This window comes from Pasteurella skyensis (genome assembly GCF_013377295.1).
In the GTDB taxonomy this organism is placed as follows: Bacteria; Pseudomonadota; Gammaproteobacteria; order Enterobacterales; family Pasteurellaceae; genus Phocoenobacter; species Phocoenobacter skyensis.
This window is the reverse complement of record NZ_CP016180.1, coordinates 1,810,115-1,827,498: the sequence shown is the minus strand read 5'-3', so window position 1 is coordinate 1,827,498 and position 17,384 is coordinate 1,810,115. Positions and strand designations below refer to the sequence as shown.

The 17,384-nt window shown below is 33.5% G+C and carries 17 protein-coding genes and 1 pseudogene; 9 read left to right on the top strand and 9 right to left on the bottom strand.

Going from position 1 to position 17,384, the window contains the following annotated elements:
* The first annotated feature begins 24 nt into the window (after positions 1-24).
* A complete protein-coding gene (locus A6B44_RS08715; protein WP_090922014.1) occupies positions 25-555 on the top strand; it encodes a YrbL family protein in 531 nt (176 codons plus the stop codon).
* Here the strand turns inward: A6B44_RS08715 and A6B44_RS08710 are convergent.
* A complete protein-coding gene (locus tag A6B44_RS08710; RefSeq protein ID WP_090922012.1) occupies positions 548-1,006 on the bottom strand; it encodes an FxsA family protein in 459 nt (152 codons plus the stop codon). The two genes, A6B44_RS08715 and A6B44_RS08710, sit on opposite strands and share 8 nt — an antisense overlap.
* Before the next feature lie 363 nt (positions 1,007-1,369).
* On the opposite strand from A6B44_RS08710, the gene pyrF reads away from it, so the two are divergent.
* From pyrF to tal, 4 genes are all read left to right on the top strand, one after another.
* Positions 1,370-2,008, top strand: coding sequence for an orotidine-5'-phosphate decarboxylase (pyrF, locus tag A6B44_RS08705; protein ID WP_090922010.1), 639 nt, complete (start codon positions 1,370-1,372; stop codon positions 2,006-2,008).
* Positions 2,009-2,031: 23 nt separating this feature from the next.
* Positions 2,032-2,436, top strand: coding sequence for a phosphoribosyltransferase (locus A6B44_RS08700; RefSeq protein ID WP_090922008.1), 405 nt, complete (start codon positions 2,032-2,034; stop codon positions 2,434-2,436).
* 248 nt (positions 2,437-2,684) lie between these two features.
* Positions 2,685-3,887 (top strand): MFS transporter, encoded by a 1,203-nt coding sequence (locus tag A6B44_RS08695; protein ID WP_090922006.1) that lies wholly within the window; start codon positions 2,685-2,687, stop codon positions 3,885-3,887.
* A gap of 138 nt (positions 3,888-4,025) precedes the next feature.
* Positions 4,026-4,976 (top strand): transaldolase, encoded by a 951-nt coding sequence (gene tal, locus A6B44_RS08690; RefSeq protein ID WP_090922004.1) that lies wholly within the window; start codon positions 4,026-4,028, stop codon positions 4,974-4,976.
* Between the two features lie 134 nt (positions 4,977-5,110).
* On the opposite strand, the gene matP is transcribed toward tal, so the two are convergent.
* On the bottom strand, positions 5,111-5,557 hold the full coding sequence (gene matP, locus A6B44_RS08685) for a macrodomain Ter protein MatP (RefSeq protein WP_090922002.1): 447 nt from the start codon (positions 5,555-5,557) through the stop codon (positions 5,111-5,113).
* An 86-nt stretch (positions 5,558-5,643) separates the two neighbouring features.
* Here matP and A6B44_RS08680 point away from each other — a divergent pair, with 86 nt between their 5' ends.
* The 3 genes and pseudogenes from A6B44_RS08680 to A6B44_RS08670 all read left to right on the top strand — a co-directional run.
* Complete coding sequence (locus A6B44_RS08680; protein ID WP_090922000.1) at positions 5,644-7,260, top strand: S16 family serine protease; 1,617 nt, start codon at positions 5,644-5,646, stop codon at positions 7,258-7,260.
* A gap of 105 nt (positions 7,261-7,365) precedes the next feature.
* Complete coding sequence (fabA, locus tag A6B44_RS08675; protein WP_090921998.1) at positions 7,366-7,893, top strand: 3-hydroxyacyl-[acyl-carrier-protein] dehydratase FabA; 528 nt, start codon at positions 7,366-7,368, stop codon at positions 7,891-7,893.
* Between the two features lie 130 nt (positions 7,894-8,023).
* Positions 8,024-8,929 (top strand): annotated as a pseudogene (locus tag A6B44_RS08670) (IS256 family transposase, variant Zn-binding type); the annotation flags it as partial.
* A gap of 137 nt (positions 8,930-9,066) precedes the next feature.
* Here A6B44_RS08670 and rpoD read toward each other — a convergent pair.
* The 4 genes from rpoD to A6B44_RS08650 all read right to left on the bottom strand — a co-directional run bounded on the left by rpoD (position 9,067) and on the right by A6B44_RS08650 (position 13,682).
* On the bottom strand, positions 9,067-10,911 hold the full coding sequence (gene rpoD, locus A6B44_RS08665; RefSeq protein WP_420801048.1) for an RNA polymerase sigma factor RpoD: 1,845 nt from the start codon (positions 10,909-10,911) through the stop codon (positions 9,067-9,069).
* Positions 10,912-10,985: 74 nt separating this feature from the next.
* Entirely contained in the window at positions 10,986-12,725 is a 1,740-nt protein-coding gene (dnaG, locus tag A6B44_RS08660; protein WP_090920518.1) for a DNA primase, read from the bottom strand.
* A gap of 104 nt (positions 12,726-12,829) precedes the next feature.
* Positions 12,830-13,045, bottom strand: a complete 216-nt coding sequence (gene rpsU, locus A6B44_RS08655; RefSeq protein ID WP_090920514.1) for a 30S ribosomal protein S21 — start codon at positions 13,043-13,045, stop codon at positions 12,830-12,832.
* A gap of 127 nt (positions 13,046-13,172) precedes the next feature.
* A complete protein-coding gene (locus A6B44_RS08650; RefSeq protein WP_090920511.1) occupies positions 13,173-13,682 on the bottom strand; it encodes an HI_0449 family lipoprotein in 510 nt (169 codons plus the stop codon).
* A 67-nt stretch (positions 13,683-13,749) separates the two neighbouring features.
* On the opposite strand from A6B44_RS08650, the gene A6B44_RS08645 reads away from it, so the two are divergent.
* Entirely contained in the window at positions 13,750-14,601 is an 852-nt protein-coding gene (locus A6B44_RS08645) for a thymidylate synthase (RefSeq protein WP_090920508.1), read from the top strand.
* Between the two features lie 82 nt (positions 14,602-14,683).
* On the opposite strand, the gene kdsA is transcribed toward A6B44_RS08645, so the two are convergent.
* From kdsA to prmC, 3 genes are read right to left on the bottom strand one after another with little or no spacing between them, the layout of a single operon-like run.
* Positions 14,684-15,538, bottom strand: coding sequence for a 3-deoxy-8-phosphooctulonate synthase (gene kdsA / locus A6B44_RS08640; RefSeq protein WP_090920505.1), 855 nt, complete (start codon positions 15,536-15,538; stop codon positions 14,684-14,686).
* A gap of 28 nt (positions 15,539-15,566) precedes the next feature.
* On the bottom strand, positions 15,567-16,394 hold the full coding sequence (locus A6B44_RS08635) for a SirB1 family protein (RefSeq protein ID WP_090920502.1): 828 nt from the start codon (positions 16,392-16,394) through the stop codon (positions 15,567-15,569).
* Positions 16,395-16,400: 6 nt separating this feature from the next.
* The gene (gene prmC / locus A6B44_RS08630) at positions 16,401-17,267 is read right to left on the bottom strand and encodes a peptide chain release factor N(5)-glutamine methyltransferase (RefSeq protein ID WP_090920499.1); all 867 of its coding nucleotides are present in this window, start codon (positions 17,265-17,267) and stop codon (positions 16,401-16,403) included.
* Positions 17,268-17,384 lie beyond the last annotated feature (117 nt).

The window sequence follows — 17,384 nt, the reverse complement described above, 5'->3', positions numbered from 1 at the left end:
TTAAAATAAAAGTGGAGAATATTTATGATTTACCTGAATAATGATCTTTTTATTGCTCAAGGAAGTCGTCGTAAGTGCTATCAACACCCAGAAGATCCCAATATATGTATAAAAATTGAGTTAGAAGACAAAATACGTTGTGAAAATAGAAGAGAAAGTAGATACATAAATAAGTGGAGTGATCTTGATCTCATTCCAATCAGCCCTCCAATAAGATGGATAGAAACTAATTTAGGTAGAGGATTAGCCTTTCAACTGATTAGAGATTATTCTGGAGAAATTTCTAAAGGTATAATATCTTATTATAATCAATCAACTATCAACCACCAAGTATTAAATAATGATCTTAATATTTTTAAAGAAAAAATATTAAAGATGCCAATTCCTGTAAGAGATTTAGCACTAAGTAATGTAGTTTATCAAAGATTAACCCCAAATACTGGACGATTTATTATTATAGATGGTATCGGTAAACCTACATTTATTACTATAAAAAGTCATACCAGAAAGAAACTCTTAGAAAGTTTTAATAATCATTTCCCTGATTTTACTTAACCCATTTATCTTCATCTTGTTTACGCTCAAAATCAGCTTCAAAAGTGTCTGATTGTGAAAAACTTTGCGAATATTGGGTATTAAATTTTACTCGTGTTGAAAAATAGTTTAACAGATAAGTGGTAATTATAGTTCTAGTGAAAGGTAAAAGTAACAAAATAGCTAAAATATCACTTAAAAAACCAGGAATAACTAACAAAATACCTGCAATTGCATATTGAATAGAGGAAATAACGGCATCTTGTGGAATTTTCCCCTGTGCTAATTGTTGGCGAATTGAAAATAGTGTTGCAAGCCCTCTTAAACGAATTAACCATAAACCTGCCGCTGAAATAAAAATCATTAATAAAATTAAGAACAAGACACTTGTATTTGAGCCAATCGCTACTAATAATGAAATTTCGCAATAAATATATAAAAATAAAATAATGAGAAAGCGTAATCCAAACATAATTGATCCTTATTTGATAAACTTAATTACATAGATAGTGACATAAAATGGCTTTTCAAGGGCAATTATTTTTTTAGATTTAATATAAAAAATAACTTGACTAAAAATTTTTTATCTATACTATTTGCGTGATTTTTGATAAAGGAGGGTATAAATAATGAACATTTGTTTTTGGGTAGAGAAACTAATGTTTGATGATATACCATTAACTGCTCTTTTTTTAAAAATTAATTATTATTTCTTTTAAACCACCTATTTAAGGTGGTTTTTTTGTATTTATTCAATGAACTTTTTCAGCATTGTAAAGATAGAATTGAGTAAATGATATAACGTGCTTATAAGAACCGACAACATTATTTAATTATGAAGCTTATACTCTCATTAGATACTGGCGATGCTCAAAGAGCCTCTCTGGTTTTAGACCAAACAAAATCAATGATTTCTCACGTTAAACTTGGACATATTCCTTTTTCAATGGAACCAGATACTATTAAAGAAATGATTCAAGATATACCATTATTTTTAGATTTTAAACTACACGATATTCCAAGTACAATGGCTCGTGCCATTACAGGATATCGCAATACGTTTGAGAATCTTAAAATGATTACAGTATGGGGAACATCAAGTAGTGATGGGCTAAAAGCGGTGGTAGAAAGTTGTGATAATCAATGCCAACCCCTTTCTGTTATTTCGCTAACAAGCGATATTGGTGATGTAAATACATTCTTAAAAACAGTCGAACTTAACTTAAATTGTGGGATTAATGGCTTTATTACCCCAAGTTTTATGTTAAAGGAAATGCGGAAATATTTTGGACAAGATATAACCTTAGTCACACCTGGTGTTCGCTTTGAGAATAAAGATGATCATCAAAATTGTATTACGCCACAGCAAGCATTAAAACAAGGCTGTGATTATATGGTGGTGGGACGTCCGATTATGAATGCCCAAAATATTAAACAACAAACACAACTTTTTCATCAATTTTGTAAACCATAATTCAACTTATTACGAGGTAAACAATGACAAATCTTTTTATTCAGCAACGTTTTCAAATGCATTCAGGTGGTTTTTCTGATTTTAAAATTGAGTGTGATGCGTTAAGTCAATCAGATTTAGATACACTTGCTTTTTTAATTTCACGTAAATTCACCTTTGGTGGCGTTTATGGTATTCCACGTGGCGGTGTTGCATTACAAAAAGCCTTAGAAAAATATATCACACCTGAAAGTAAAACATTCTTACTTGTAGATGATGTGTTCACAACGGGTGGCTCAATGTTTGAGGCAAGAGATAAAATTTTAGATGACATTACTCAACAAGGTTTTAGTAAATTACAAGGGGTCGTACTTTTTGCAAGAGGCGAAACACCAGATTGGATTCAACCAGTATTACATTTAGAACCATTATTTTGGCAAAATGACTAAACCATAATCACAGGGGTTAATTTTAAGCAAAATTCTATTTATGGAGGTGTGTTTTCAGATGGTCTATATGTATCAATTAATATTTTATTTCTCACTTTACTGCATACACAGTAATAAAAAGTATTTATTTTTTAAATCAAAAAAGAGTTGAATGGCTTAGTCTTTCAACTCTTTTTTTTGAACATTCAAAACAAGGTTATGGAAACAAAACCTTTTCTTTTTAGATAATAACTTGAAGGAGTTTAAAAATGACAAAAAATAACGCATACGGTTGGAAGGCGGTTTTAGGTTCTGCCGTTGGATATGCTATGGATGGCTTTGATTTATTAATTCTAGGTTTTATGCTCTCAGCTATCTCACTTGATTTAGGTCTATCACCTACTCAGGCTGGCTCATTATTAACTTGGACATTAGCAGGTGCGGTTTTTGGTGGTTTCTTCTTTGGGGCATTAAGTGATCGTTTTGGGCGAGTTAGGGTGTTAAGTTGGACAATTATTCTTTTTGCGGTATTTACAGGATTCTGTGCTTTTGCTCAGGGATACTCGGATTTACTAGTATATCGTACTATTGCAGGCATTGGACTTGGTGGTGAGTTTGGAATAGGTATGGCATTAGCCGCAGAAAGTTGGCCAGCGAAACATCGTGCTAAAGCAACTTCTTATGTTGCTTTAGGTTGGCAAGTGGGTGTGTTGATGGCTGTTTTACTGACTCCGTTATTATTACCACATATTGGGTGGCGTGGAATGTTTTTAGTGGGTATTTTGCCTGCTTTTGTTGCGTGGTTTTTACGTCTTCGTTTACACGAACCAGAAATTTTTGTTCAAAACTCTTCTAAAGAAGTGAAGAAACTAGATGCATTTCGTTTATTGATAAAAGATAGATCAACAACAAAAATGAGTCTAGGTATTATTGTACTTACTTCTGTTCAAAATTTTGGTTATTACGGTATTATGATATGGCTACCTAATTTTCTCGCAAATAAATTAGGTTTTTCTTTAACAAAATCAGGTGTTTGGACAGCATTTACTGTAGGTGGGATGATGTTAGGAATTTGGATTTTTGGCTATTTTGCTGATAAAATTGGACGAAAACCAACCTTCTTATTTTTTCAACTAGGTGCTGCAATTACGGTGGTAACTTATTCACAATTAAATGACCCAAATATGATGCTTATTGCTGGTGTTTTCTTAGGAATGTTTGTTAATGGAATGATGGGGGGCTACGGTGCTTTAATGGCTGAGGCTTATCCAACAGCGGCAAGAGCAACTGCTCAAAATGTACTGTTCAATATTGGGCGTGCTGTTGGTGGATTAGGTCCTGTTGTAGTTGGTGCAATTATATCTACTTACTCTTTTTCAATTGCGATCGGTTTTCTTGCAACAATTTATATTATTGATATGATAGCAACATTATGGCTTATTCCTGAATTAAAAGGAAAAATATTAGAATAGAGTTATGATGATAATGACAGGAATTATAAACGGAAATACCTATTTGTGAAATTGATCACAAAATACGATCCATTTTTTGATAGATTGCTGTATTATATACAGGTTACGTTACATTTATATTCACAGGAGAATTTAAGAATGAGTCAATTAGACAATTTAAGAGAGATGACAGTTGTTGTTGCGGATACTGGCGATATCGAAGCAATTAAAACATATCAACCAGAAGATGCGACAACAAATCCATCATTAATTTTAAGTGCATCAGCACTCCCTCAATATGCATCATTAATTGATGAAGCAATAGCTTACGCAAAATCAAAAAGTAGTGATAAGAAACAGCAACTAATTGATGCTGAAGATAAATTAGCTGTAAATATTGGCTTAGAAATTTTAAAAGTGGTTAAAGGGCGTATTTCAACAGAAGTAGATGCTCGTCTTTCTTATGATACGGAAAAAACGATTGAAAAAGCACGTAAATTAATTCGTTTATACAATGAAGCTGGTATCAGTAATGATCGTATTTTAATTAAAGTTGCTTCAACTTGGCAAGGTATTAAAGCGGCAGAAGTCCTAGAAAAAGAAGGGATTAACTGTAATTTAACGTTACTTTTCTCACAAGCTCAGGCTCGTGCGTGTGCAGAAGCAGGTGCTTACTTAATCTCACCTTTCGTTGGTCGTATCTTAGATTGGTACAAAGCAAATTCAGATAAACAAGAATATGCACCAGCTGAAGATCCTGGCGTCATTTCAGTGACTTCAATCTACAATTATTATAAAGAACACGGCTATAACACTATTGTTATGGGCGCAAGTTTCCGTAATATCGGTGAAATTACAGAATTAGCGGGTTGTGATCGTTTAACTATCGCGCCTCCTCTATTAAAAGAGTTAAGCGAATCGAATGCAGAATTACCACGTAAATTGGCATTCACGGGTGAAGTGAAAGCTCGCCCAGAACCAATGACAGAAGCTGAATTCTATTGGGAGCATAATCAAGATCCAATGGCAGTTGAAAAATTGGCAGAAGGGATTCGTAAATTTGCGATAGATATTGAAAAATTAGAAGCAATGCTAGTTGAAAAACTTTAATTTGGAATTTGTTTAATTGAGAAAATGCGAACTTTAAAGGTTCGCATTTTTTATTTATAAAGAATTATATTAATCAATGAGATAGCGGATAGATATTAAGAAAAATTTGCAAAAAATAATTAAAATCTTACCGCTTATTTTAATAAATCTTTTAGATTTTGTTTCATTTTTGAAATTTGCTCAGTATAAATTTTCTTATTATCAGCTTCTTCAATTAAGTGTTCAATCGTTTGTGAGAGTGTCATTTCTAATTCTTTTGATTTTTTTGAAAGACGTAGCCAACTTGAAAACTCAAGATCGATAGATTTCTTTTTTGTTGTTTGTTTTTCTGAATTAAAAAAACGTTTTCTTTTCGCTCGAACGGATTGACGCATTTTTTTCCGTTGTTCAGGTGTCATTTCAGCTTTAATCCACTGCTCAATTTCTTCAGGGGAGTTTTGTAATGTAGTGAGAAGCTGGATTTTTAATTCAATTAGGCTGTGTTCCTGATGTTTTGTAATTGGTTCACCTAATTGATGTTTTTTTAGTAAATATTGCCATTTCCAGTTAGCTTCTTGGATCTCTAATCTTTGGTATCTCATTCATTTAATCCTTTATTGATAATTTATACGGCAGTATAGCGAAAATAACGTTATAATAAATCAAATTTTTATATTGAGGCAAATCTGTGAAAATTATACCACTTTCTTCAAAGTTACTCTCTTGTGAGCATCATTTTTCATTAAATAATGAAAAGGTAACTTTTTTGGATTTTCAACCTAATTTACAGCGAAGTTTATCCTTATTTCAACAGCAAAAATCAGGGGCTTTACTCGTGTTAAAAACCGATGTGTTACCTGAAATTACTGATGAGATTACTTTTTATTTTACACAAAAAAACCAGAAGCTAAAAGTGTGTAATGAACTAAACCGTAATCAACTATTTGGTTATCTTCATTACGTAGGTAAAGAGCAGAAGTTAGAAACCATTGAGAGTATATTATCTCAAGTCGAAAAGGGTGTTTTATTTTTAAATATACATTCATTACTGAAAGATTTATCTATTTGGGATAAATTAAAGCAGGCATTACTTTTTGGTTATTATTATTTGGAATCGGATAAACATATTCCTAGTATTCCCTCATTTAAGGCGGATTTTAAGCTTATTTTGGCAGGTTCTCGTCAAGATATTAGTGAACTAGTAAATTATGATGAAAGTTTACACCAATTTGCTAATTATGCAGAAGTTGAAACAACATTATCCTTAAATCAAAAATCATTAACGCTGTGGGGAAATTATGTTCAACATTTGGCTCAAAATTTAACAGCTAAGACGTTTTCAAATAGAGGGTTACAGCAATTATTGAATAGTTATATTCGAGAAAGTGAAAATCAACAGCTTATTTCAGTCTTCCCAACTCAAATCAAAAAAGATATTTTAGGTATTGCTCAGTTTTATGCTGATGAAAGTCAGTTTGACGATATCAGTCGTTATTTTGAATTTTTAGAACAACAGGCTTCGATATTAAGTGATTATACGCAATTAGAAATATTAAGTAATCAGGTTCATATTGAAACAGAAAAAGAAAAAATAGGACAGATAAACGGACTTTCTATTGTCGAATTTGAAGGCGTTCCTTATGCTTTTGGAGAGCCATTACGTATCAGTTGTAATACTCGTTTAGGTGATGGAGAAATTGTAGATATTGAACATAAAGTTGAATTAGGGGGAAATATACACGCTAAAGGCATTATGATTGCAGAATCTTGTTTATCTCAGTTATTAGAATTACCTACTCAATTACCCTTCTCTGCGTCTTTGGTATTTGAGCAGTCTTATGGTCATATTGATGGGGACAGTTCATCTTTAGCCATTTTTTGTGTGTTAGTGAGTAGCTTAGCTAAGTTGCCTTTACCACAATCAATAGCAGTAACAGGGGCAATTGATCAATCAGGGCGTATTTTGAGTGTAGGAGGCGTAAATCAAAAGATAGAAGGATTCTTTTCGTTATGTCAGAAAAGAGGCTTGACGGGACATCAGGGAGTTGTGATTCCTAAAAGTTGTGTGTCTCATTTAAGTTTAAAATCAGATGTTATTAGTGCAGTGGAGGAAGAAAACTTTTCTATTTGGGCTGTTTCAGATATTTATGAAGTAGTGGAATTATTATTTAATAAGTCTTTTTATAATGAACAAGAGCCAGAGCAGGCAATTTTTTCTATGATTAAAAATAATTTAGAACAGGAAGCAGAACAGGGTTTAAGCGGTACGATGTTTAGCAAAATTTGCAAAAAATGGATAAAATAGTTTAATGGTCAGACCATAAATGTATCTATCTTGAATGATGTTAAAATTTGGTATTATGTGTATTAGTTTAGAATACGCATTATAGTAGTTTATAAGGAATGAGAAATGAATATGGCATCAAATATTAAATCGAGCTATTGTTATGAGGATTTATTAGCTTCTGGACGTGGTGAGCTTTTTGGTAGAGAAGGTCCTCAACTGCCAGCGCCAACAATGTTAATGATAGATCGTATTAGCAAGATAACAGATCAAGGTGGTCTTTTTGGAAAAGGATATATTGAGGCAGAACTAGATGTTCAAGCGGATTTACCTTTTTTTAAATGTCATTTTATTGGCGATCCAGTGATGCCTGGTTGTTTAGGCTTAGATGCAATGTGGCAACTTGTTGGCTTTTTCTTAGGTTGGATTGGCGGCAAAGGAAAAGGGCGTGCTTTAGGTGTTGGAGAAGTGAAATTTACAGGGCAAATATTACCCACTGCAAAAAAAGTGATTTATCGTATTAATATAAAAAAGGTTATTAACCGAAAATTAGTGATGGGCGTTGCTGACGGTGAAGTAGAGGCTGATGGTAAGATTATTTATACTGCAACAGATTTAAAAGTTGGTTTATTTCAAGATACATCGTCATTTTAATATTGCGATTTGAACCCGATTTATATAAAAAGGCATAGTAGACAAAATAGTTGGTAAAAAATGGGTTAAAGCTTTATATTACTGTGCTTTAGCCCACTTTTTTGAAAATGAATAAAAAACTTGTCCTTTTTGTCATAAAACGAATATTCACAAATATGGTACCCAAAATAATGTTCAACGTTATAAATGCTCTATTTGTAATAAAACTTTTACCTTCAAAAAATCCTTAAATTCAAGCCAAATTTGGCTAGATTACACAGAAGGTAAACAAACCTATAAGCAACTAGCAATTAAATATAATTGCTCTGTTAGAACTATTCAAAGATATGTTTTAAAAGCCCCTAAAACGCCATTAAATATCCCACAAAATAATAAATTGAACTTAATGATGGATACCACTTTCTTTGGTCGAAATTTTGGTGTTCTCGTTTTTATGGACACTTTATCAAAGAAGGTAATTTATCATCAAATTGTGACAACAGAAAAAAATCTTTATTATCTATTAGCAATGAATAAATTAAGAGAAAAAGGCTATATTATTCAATCTATTACTTGTGATGGAAGACGAGGATTATTAAGAGATTTTTTAAATACGCCTGCACAACTTTGCCAATTTCATCAAATAGCAAATGTAATAAGGAAATTAACAAGGAACCCTAAATCTGAAGCGGGAAAAGAGCTAAAAATATTAGTTAAAACATTAAAAAATAGCTCTAAAAACGAGTTCTATATTAATTTACATTATTGGTATTTAAAACATAAAGAATATTTAAATGAACGCTCCGATAAAATAAATGAAAAGGGTAAATATCCTTTTAAACATCGTAATATAAGAAGTGCTTACAGGAGCTTAAAATATAATATGGATTATTTATTTACTTTTGAAAAATATCCTGAATTAAATATAGAAAAAACAACAAATAGGCTTGAAAGTTTATTTGGAGAACTTAAACGAAAACTATCTAATCATAATGGTTTAACCAAATACCATAAGATTATGTTTATAAAAGATTTTCTAAATAAAAGGAGTTGGTAATTATTTATAAAATAATAAAAACCAACTCATTTATCTACTATGGGCATAGCTCCTCAAAATTACCAACTATTTTGTCTACTATGCCTATAAAAAACGCCCTAAATATTAGGGCGTTTTTCAGTATTTCACTGTAAATATTATTCATCTAAGAAACTACGTAAAGTTTCAGAACGGCTTGGATGGCGAAGTTTACGCAGTGCTTTTGCTTCAATTTGACGGATACGCTCACGTGTTACATCAAATTGTTTTCCTACTTCTTCTAAAGTATGGTCGGTATTCATATCAATACCAAAACGCATACGTAATACTTTCGCTTCACGAGGCGTTAAGCCTTCTAATACTCCACCAGTAGCTAAACGTAAGCTTTCAGATGTTGCCGAGTCAAGAGGCTGAGCCAGTGCAGTATCTTCTATGAAATCGCCTAAATGTGAATCATCGTCATCACCTACAGGTGTTTCCATTGAAATTGGTTCTTTAGAGATTTTTAATACTTTACGTATTTTATCTTCAGGCATCCCCATTTTTTCAGCTAATTCTTCTGGTGTTGCATCACGTCCCATTTCTTGTAAGCACTGACGAGAGATTCGATTTAATTTATTAATGGTCTCAATCATATGTACAGGGATACGGATCGTACGAGCTTGATCGGCAATTGAGCGAGTAATAGCCTGACGAATCCACCAAGTTGCATAAGTTGAGAATTTATACCCACGACGATATTCAAACTTATCTACTGCTTTCATCAAACCAATATTACCTTCTTGAATTAAATCTAAGAATTGTAACCCTCGATTGGTGTATTTTTTAGCGATAGAAATAACAAGACGTAGGTTTGCTTCAATCATTTCTGTTTTTGCTCGACGAGCTTTTAACTCACCCTCAGAAATACGTCCACCAATAACTCGAATTTGTTTAATGGTTAATCCAGTTTGTTCTTCAATTTGTTTTAAATTCTCAATATTAACACGAATTTTATCCGCATAATTGGCAAGTTTTTCTGAATAATGTTTTTCTGCATTAATCGCTTTGACTAACCAAGCATCTGTGGTTTCATGTCCTTGAAATGCTTTTAAAAAGGCACCTTTAGGCATTTTTGAATATTCAACCACTAAACGTTGAATTTGACGTTCTTCTTTACGTACCTGTTTCATAATGGTACGCATTTGAGCAACAAGCAAATCAAATTGTTTTGGTACTAAGCGGAATTCACGGAAAATATCAGAAAGTATTTTTAATTGTTCTTTTGATTTTTTATTGGTTCTACCGTATTTTTGAACAGTTAAAATTGCTTTTTGATGCTGATCACGTAATGCATAGAATTTTTGACGTGCTAATTCAGGATCAATACCACCTTCATCATCAGCGCTATCATCATCCTCTTCTTCTTCTTCTTCATCGTCACTCTCATCAACATCAATATCATCAGGTGTTTCATCATCCTCTATTTCTAGAAAGACCTTATCTTCTTCACTTTCTTCAATATCAGGCTCAATAAATGCGGTAATAATATCCGTAATTCGCATTGTACCTTCTTCGACTTGCTCATAGCAGGCGATTAAGTTAGTTAATGCTTCAGGATATTCGGCAATTGCACATTGAACCTCATTGATACCTTCTTCAATACGTTTTGCGATATCAATTTCACCCTCACGAGTAAGTAGCTCAACAGTTCCCATTTCTCGCATATACATACGAACAGGATCTGTAGTACGTCCCAGTTCAGATTCAACAGTTGACAGTACTTTGGTTGCTTCTTCTACAATATCTTCATCGGTGATATTTTCAGATAGCATTAGATCATCTGTATCAGGCGCACTTTCAAGTACTTTTATCCCCATATCATTGATCATTTGGATAATATCTTCTATTTGCTCAGCATCTACCAAATCTTCAGGTAGGTGATCGTGCACTTCTGATAACGTTAAGTAACCTTGTTCACGACCTTGAGTAATAAGGAGTTCAAGTTGAGATTGTTTTTCCATTCTGATATCCACATTTACACTAGAAAAGAGTAGGTTATTATACCACTACTTTTAAAGCTATTGTTAATTCTAAATTATTGTTGATTAATTAATAACGCCAGTTCTTGTTTTTCTGCCGTATTTAATCCTGTTGTACGATCTTTTGCGATCAGCATTTCTATTTGTTTTTCAACAAGTTTACTATAAAAAAAGTCTAATGTTTCTAAAAAAGCATTTTCTACATTTTCCAACGCTATTAGATGGTTCCAATTTGCAAGAATTTCAAGGGTTCGAAATGATTTTTTATCACGGTAATATTCCAACACGCCTCCCATACTGATTCCTTGATGTGTTTTACACAACTCAACCAGTTCTTCAAAGAGATCTAATCCTGCAATATTGAGTATTCTAAGTGGTTGTAAATCAGGCACTAATTGTACTAAATGGGTATTTTGTAATAATAGTGCAACGAGCAAGCGCATTGGTGTTTGTTCCACTTTCATAGCAGATTCTTTTGCTGAAATATGCTGCTGTGTTGTAGGCAACATAGATTCTAATTGTGTTGGATCTAAAATACCTAATTTTTGTCCTAATATATTACGTAAATAAACACGTAATGTTTCTCCAGGAATCTGCTTAAGTATTGGTAACGCCAAGGACGCTAATTTTGATTTTCCTTCTTTAGTGGAAAGATCAACTTTTATTAGCAGTGAGTTAAATAAAAAATCACTCAAAGGTTGTGCATTAGCAATGTATTGTTCAAAGCCCTCTTTTCCTTGTTTTCTGACAAATGAATCTGGATCTTCACCATCAGGTAAGAAAATAAATTTTAACTGACGTCCATCTTCTAAATAGGGTAAAGCATTTTCTAATGCTCGCCATGCAGCATCTCTCCCTGCACGATCACCATCATAGCAACAAATCACTTGCTCCGTATGACGGAACATTAGCTGAATTTGCTCTCCTGTTGTCGCTGTACCAAGTGAAGCAACGGTATTTCTGACATCAAATTGTGCTAACGCTACGACGTCCATATAGCCTTCAACCACAACTAAAGATTGTGGTTTTTCATCGATTTGTAAGGCTTGGTATAAACCATAAAGCTCATTACCTTTATGATAAATAGTTGATTCTGGAGAGTTCAAATATTTGGGTTTTTCATCACCTAAAACACGTCCACCAAAAGCAATAACTCGTCCTCTGCGATCTCTAATGGGAAACATTATACGATTACGAAAACGATCGTAAACTCGACCTTGTTCACTTTGAGATAGCATTCCTGCATCAAGTAGTTTTTGGATATCTTCTTTGGTGCGACCAAATTTACCCAGTACACTGTCCATCGCATTTAATGAAAATCCAAGTTCAAACTGTTCAATCACTGTTTTAGAAAGTCCTCTGTTTTCAAGATAAGCGAGGCTATGAGGATTTGAAGCGGTGAGATCTTGATAAAATTTTGCAATTTCTTCCATTAATTGATAGAGATCACGCTTGGTTTTATAATTGGTAGAAGGAAACTGGCTAGCTGTGGCGTTTTCTCTTGGCACTTCTAAACCATATAATTGAGCAAGTTCTTCGATAGCTTCCACAAATTCCAATTTATCATATTCCATCAAAAAAGTGATGACATTACCACTTACGCCACAACCAAAGCAGTGATAAAATTGTTTGGATGGACTGACGGAAAAAGAAGGTGTTTTTTCATGATGAAAAGGACAACAGGCTTGATAGTTTCGTCCTGCTTTTTTTAGTTTTACACGAGAATCAATTAACTGCACAATATCTGTGCGAGCAATCAGATCATCAATAAATGAACGAGGGATAAGACCTTTCATTGATTCTCCTTATGGTAAAATTTGAATAGCAGTTAGAAACGCTAAAACCGTGAGCCTTAAAAGGATTCACGGTTTTAAAAACTTCGTTTGATTAATGAATCTAATTAATATAAACGATTGTTACGAGCATTTTCTCGCGCATTGCGTTTAGCGTGACGTTTAGCTAAAGATGCTTTTTCACGTTTACGAATACTTGTTGGTTTGTCGTAGAATTCACGAGCACGAGCTTCCGCTAAAATACCTGCTTTTTCGCAAGAGCGTTTAAAACGACGTAATGCAACGTCAAATGATTCATTTTCACGAACTTTAATTACTGGCATAAGCCATCACCTCAGAAAAATAATATGTTAAATAAAATGTCGCTTACTAAATGGCGACAATAGACTAAAAAAGGTGAGTTATTTTAGCCTAGGGGCAGGCAGATGTAAAGTAAGATTTTAAACTAATTTATCTAGCCTCTTCGACTTTTTTTACACATAAATGCAAAATCTCATCATACCCTTGAGAAATATAGTTGTTGTGTTTTACTTTATTGTTTTTTAGATCGTACATTGCATCATAAATTCCCTGAGTGATACTTTTAGGTTCAATCAGATTCCAACACTGATCATTTAAGTAGTTAAAATTTTGTTTTAATGAGGCTGCAAAAAGTATTCCACTATAATAAGCATAGATATTATGATCTAACATTTTATTTAAAGTATTTTCTCTTACTTGTTGAATAGATTGTGTGATTTTATTGCTATATAGATGATCTACACCACGAATAAAAGAGTCAATATCATAGGTTTCATTCACTCTATCTTTATAAGTTTGAGCGGCTGAACCATAGCCTGTAGCGTATGATTTTTGATCCAATTTATTTTTACTTAGGCGCTGAAAAGGTGACGAATTATTACACGCCGTGATGGTAAATAATAAAATAAAGGATAAGAATAGTTGGATAAATTGTTTCATTATTTTTCTCTTTTCTTGAAAATCTGCTACTATTCTATCTAAATAATGTTGTGAAGGAAATAATAAAATGAAACAGTATTTAGACTTATGCCAACGAATTGTTGATCAAGGAAAATGGGTTGAAAATAAAAGAACAGGAAAACGTTGTTTAACGGTAATCAACGCTGATTTAACCTATGATGTTGCTCAAGGAGAATTTCCATTAGTGACAACGCGTAAAAGTTTTTGGAAAGCAGCTATTGCTGAATTACTTGGTTATATTCGAGGCTACGATAGTGCGGCTGATTTTCGTCAGATAGGTTCAAAATCGTGGGATGCTAATGCTAACCAAAACGAGGAGTGGCTTGCTAATCCGCATCGTAAAGGTGAAGATGATATGGGATTAGTTTATGGTGCTGTTGGTCGCAACTTTCCTAAACCAGATGGTGGAAGTGTTGATTTGCTACGTCAAATTGTTGATGACTTGAAACAAGGTATTGATAATAGAGGCGAAATTTATACTTTTTATCATCCTGGTGCATTTCATTTAGGTTGTTTACGTCCTTGCTTACATAGTCATCATTTTTCATTACTTGATGGCACATTATATTTAAACAGTACTCAGCGCTCAGCAGATGTACCACTAGGTTTAAACTGGAATATGGTGCAATGCTACACTTTTCTTGCCTTGATGGCACAAATCACAGGACATAAAGCTGGGCAGGCTTATCACAAAATTGTAAATGCTCATATTTATGAAGATCAGCTTGAATTAATGCGAGATGTTCAATTAAAACGTACTCCATTAAAAGCACCTAAATTAAACATAAATCCTAATATTAAAACATTAGAAGATTTAGAAACGTGGGTGACTTTAGATGATTTTGAAGTTGAAGGATATGAAAGTTATGAACCGATTAAATATCCTTTTTCAGTTTAATTTATTGTAAGTCAATAAATACAAGCGGTCACATTAGATTAAAAATTTGCAAATTTTTGCTCTTATCGTACCGCTTGTTATATTAATTTGAGGTATCTAATTCAGGAAAAGATTTCACTAAATCATCAATTGCTTTCATTTGAGCAACAAAGGCTTCTAAAGCAGAGAGAGGTAATGCAGAAGGTCCATCACATTTTGCTTCATTTGGATTTGGATGGGCTTCTAAAAATAAACCCGCTAAGCCAATTGCCATTCCTGAACGTGCTAGTTCTGTAACTTGATCTCGACGACCGCCAGAAGCTGCACCAAAAGGATCACGACATTGTAATGAGTGGGTTACATCAAAAATCACAGGGCTACCTTGAGAGGCTTTTTTCATTACACCAAATCCAAGCATATCCACCACTAAATTATCATATCCAAAATTTGCGCCACGATCACATAAAATGACTTTATCATTTCCACATTCTGCAATTTTTTCAACAATATTTCCCATTTGCCCTGGACTTAAAAATTGAGGTTTTTTCACGTTGATAATTGCTCCAGTACGAGCCATCGCTTCGACTAAATCGGTTTGACGAGCAAGGAATGCAGGTAATTGAATAATATCAACGACATCAGCAACAGGTTGGCATTGGTAAATTTCGTGTACATCGGTAATGATTTTTACCCCAAAGGTCTCTTTTAGCTCTTGAAAAATTTTTAATCCGTCTTCCATACCAGGACCACGATAAGAGTGAATAGAAGAGCGATTTGCTTTATCAAAAGAGGCTTTAAACACATAAGGTACGTTGAGTTTATTGGTGACTTCAACATACTTTTCACAGACTGCCATTGCCATATCACGGCTTTCTAATACATTCATTCCACCAAAGAGGACAAAAGGTTTGTCATTAGCGATTTGAATATGATCGAGTTGAACTATTTTGTTTTTCATAAAAATTCCTTATAAATGTATTTTAAGGTTAATGCACCCTATGTATTTCTGTCTGTTTTAATAATGTTGGCATCTCAAGTTTTAACATTAATGCAGAAGGGTCATCTGGGCATTGTTCGATAAAATAATTGAGATCATCTACCGCTGCTTGATAGCAATCTAAACTGGCTAACACCATTCCTCTATCTCGGATTTCATAGGGGTCGTTAGGGGTAATAAAAAGGCGATATTCGATGAGTCTTAGTGCCTCTTCGTATTTACCTTCACGAGTTAAAGCCATTTTGGCAACGGTTTCTAAACGTTCTAACAACTCGTCACAATCGGCGATTTTGGTAAACTCCATTGACATTTCCGCTTCAAAGCCAATTTCACCTTCTAACCATTTTTCAAGTTGTTGGAAAGAGAGATCCTGTCCACTCCACGGATTGATAAAACGTGTAGTTTGACGATTTGCATCATTAATATAATCTGCTCGAATAATTAATTGCGTCGGAAAATTAACGGGGTAGAGAGGTAAATTTATAGCGGCTGCAAGGTATAGCACCACTGCACCTAATGACACTGGCATACCACGTCTTTGGCGTAGCACTTTATGTATCAATAAGTTTTCTGTATGAAAATATTCTTGATGGTGACAATGAAATCCCCATTCGTTGTAAACTAAGTCTAGCAATTGGTTGATTTTTAGCTCTGTTGTTTCACCGTTGACTTGATAACGTGCTTTTTTGACCAATGCTGACATTTGCCCAAATATTTGAGGTTCTGTTATTGTTCCATCAACCATCAAACTAATTCTTATTAATTCTTTATATAAAAATTGTTGAAGTTGTTTATTTAATTTTATTTGTTTGTCCATAATTACTTACTTTAAAATTGCCCAAGTAACACGATCGTTATGATTATAATCTTTTTCTGTTTGAGGTGCATACCATAACGATGTTGAAAATAATTGTTGTACCTGTTTTGCTTGTTGCCACCCATGTTCAAGGAATAACGCTCCTTGAGGTTTTAAATATAGTGGTGCGTGAGTAATGATTTTTTGTAAATCACTTAATCCTTGTTGTTCAGCAATAAGGGCTGAACGTGGTTCAAAACGAACGTCTCCCTGTTGCAAATTGACATCTTGTTTATCAATATAAGGCGGATTGCTCACAATAAGGTCAAATCTTTGCATATCTAAAGCCTCATACCAATCACTTTGCAAAAATCTCACTTGATTAAGTTTCAAGTTTTGACGATTCTGTTCTGCTAATTGTACTGCATTTAATGATTTATCAATACCTATAATTTGTACTTTTTTTCCTAATTCAGTAGCAAGAGCGAGTGCAATAGCCCCCGTTCCTGTTCCTAAATCTAAAATTTGCAAATTTTCCTTTTGATCTAACCGCTTCAACGCAAATTCAAGTGCAATTTCAACCAATCTTTCCGTATCAGGACGAGGAATTAAAGTTGAAGTGGCAACTTTCAAAGGAAGTGACCAAAATTCTTTTTCTCCCATAATATATGCCATTGGCTCACCTGTTAAACGGCGAGAGAGTAGTGCTGACAGTTGTTGTAATTCAGTTTCTGACAGTTCTGTTTCTGTAAAAGCAAACAGACTTGATTTAGATCGTCCTGTTACAACTTGTAATAACAAGTTTGCATCAGATTTAGGATTTAAGTAAGGATCTGTTGCTTTATTTTTTGATAATTGTATTGTGGCGTATTTCATCCATTGAGCATAGTTCATTATGATTTTACTGCTATATCTGGGATATTTTATTATAATTTAACCGTTGAAATAAGAAAGGAGAAAATTTAGTTTCCTAAATTTTCTCCTGTTTACTTAAGTTTTTTTGTTTTGATA

Coding starts and splice junctions, on each gene's coding strand:
- A6B44_RS08715 (WP_090922014.1), top strand. CDS start 25: ATGATTTACCTGAATAATGATCTTTTTATTGCTCAAGGAAGTCGTCGT.
- A6B44_RS08710 (WP_090922012.1), bottom strand. CDS start 1,006: ATGTTTGGATTACGCTTTCTCATTATTTTATTTTTATATATTTATTGC.
- pyrF (WP_090922010.1), top strand. CDS start 1,370: ATGAAGCTTATACTCTCATTAGATACTGGCGATGCTCAAAGAGCCTCT.
- A6B44_RS08700 (WP_090922008.1), top strand. CDS start 2,032: ATGACAAATCTTTTTATTCAGCAACGTTTTCAAATGCATTCAGGTGGT.
- A6B44_RS08695 (WP_090922006.1), top strand. CDS start 2,685: ATGACAAAAAATAACGCATACGGTTGGAAGGCGGTTTTAGGTTCTGCC.
- tal (WP_090922004.1), top strand. CDS start 4,026: ATGAGTCAATTAGACAATTTAAGAGAGATGACAGTTGTTGTTGCGGAT.
- matP (WP_090922002.1), bottom strand. CDS start 5,557: ATGAGATACCAAAGATTAGAGATCCAAGAAGCTAACTGGAAATGGCAA.
- fabA (WP_090921998.1), top strand. CDS start 7,366: ATGAATATGGCATCAAATATTAAATCGAGCTATTGTTATGAGGATTTA.
- rpoD (WP_420801048.1), bottom strand. CDS start 10,911: ATGGAAAAACAATCTCAACTTGAACTCCTTATTACTCAAGGTCGTGAA.
- dnaG (WP_090920518.1), bottom strand. CDS start 12,725: ATGAAAGGTCTTATCCCTCGTTCATTTATTGATGATCTGATTGCTCGC.
- rpsU (WP_090920514.1), bottom strand. CDS start 13,045: ATGCCAGTAATTAAAGTTCGTGAAAATGAATCATTTGACGTTGCATTA.
- A6B44_RS08650 (WP_090920511.1), bottom strand. CDS start 13,682: ATGAAACAATTTATCCAACTATTCTTATCCTTTATTTTATTATTTACC.
- A6B44_RS08645 (WP_090920508.1), top strand. CDS start 13,750: ATGAAACAGTATTTAGACTTATGCCAACGAATTGTTGATCAAGGAAAA.
- kdsA (WP_090920505.1), bottom strand. CDS start 15,538: ATGAAAAACAAAATAGTTCAACTCGATCATATTCAAATCGCTAATGAC.
- A6B44_RS08635 (WP_090920502.1), bottom strand. CDS start 16,394: ATGGACAAACAAATAAAATTAAATAAACAACTTCAACAATTTTTATAT.
- prmC (WP_090920499.1), bottom strand. CDS start 17,267: ATGAACTATGCTCAATGGATGAAATACGCCACAATACAATTATCAAAA.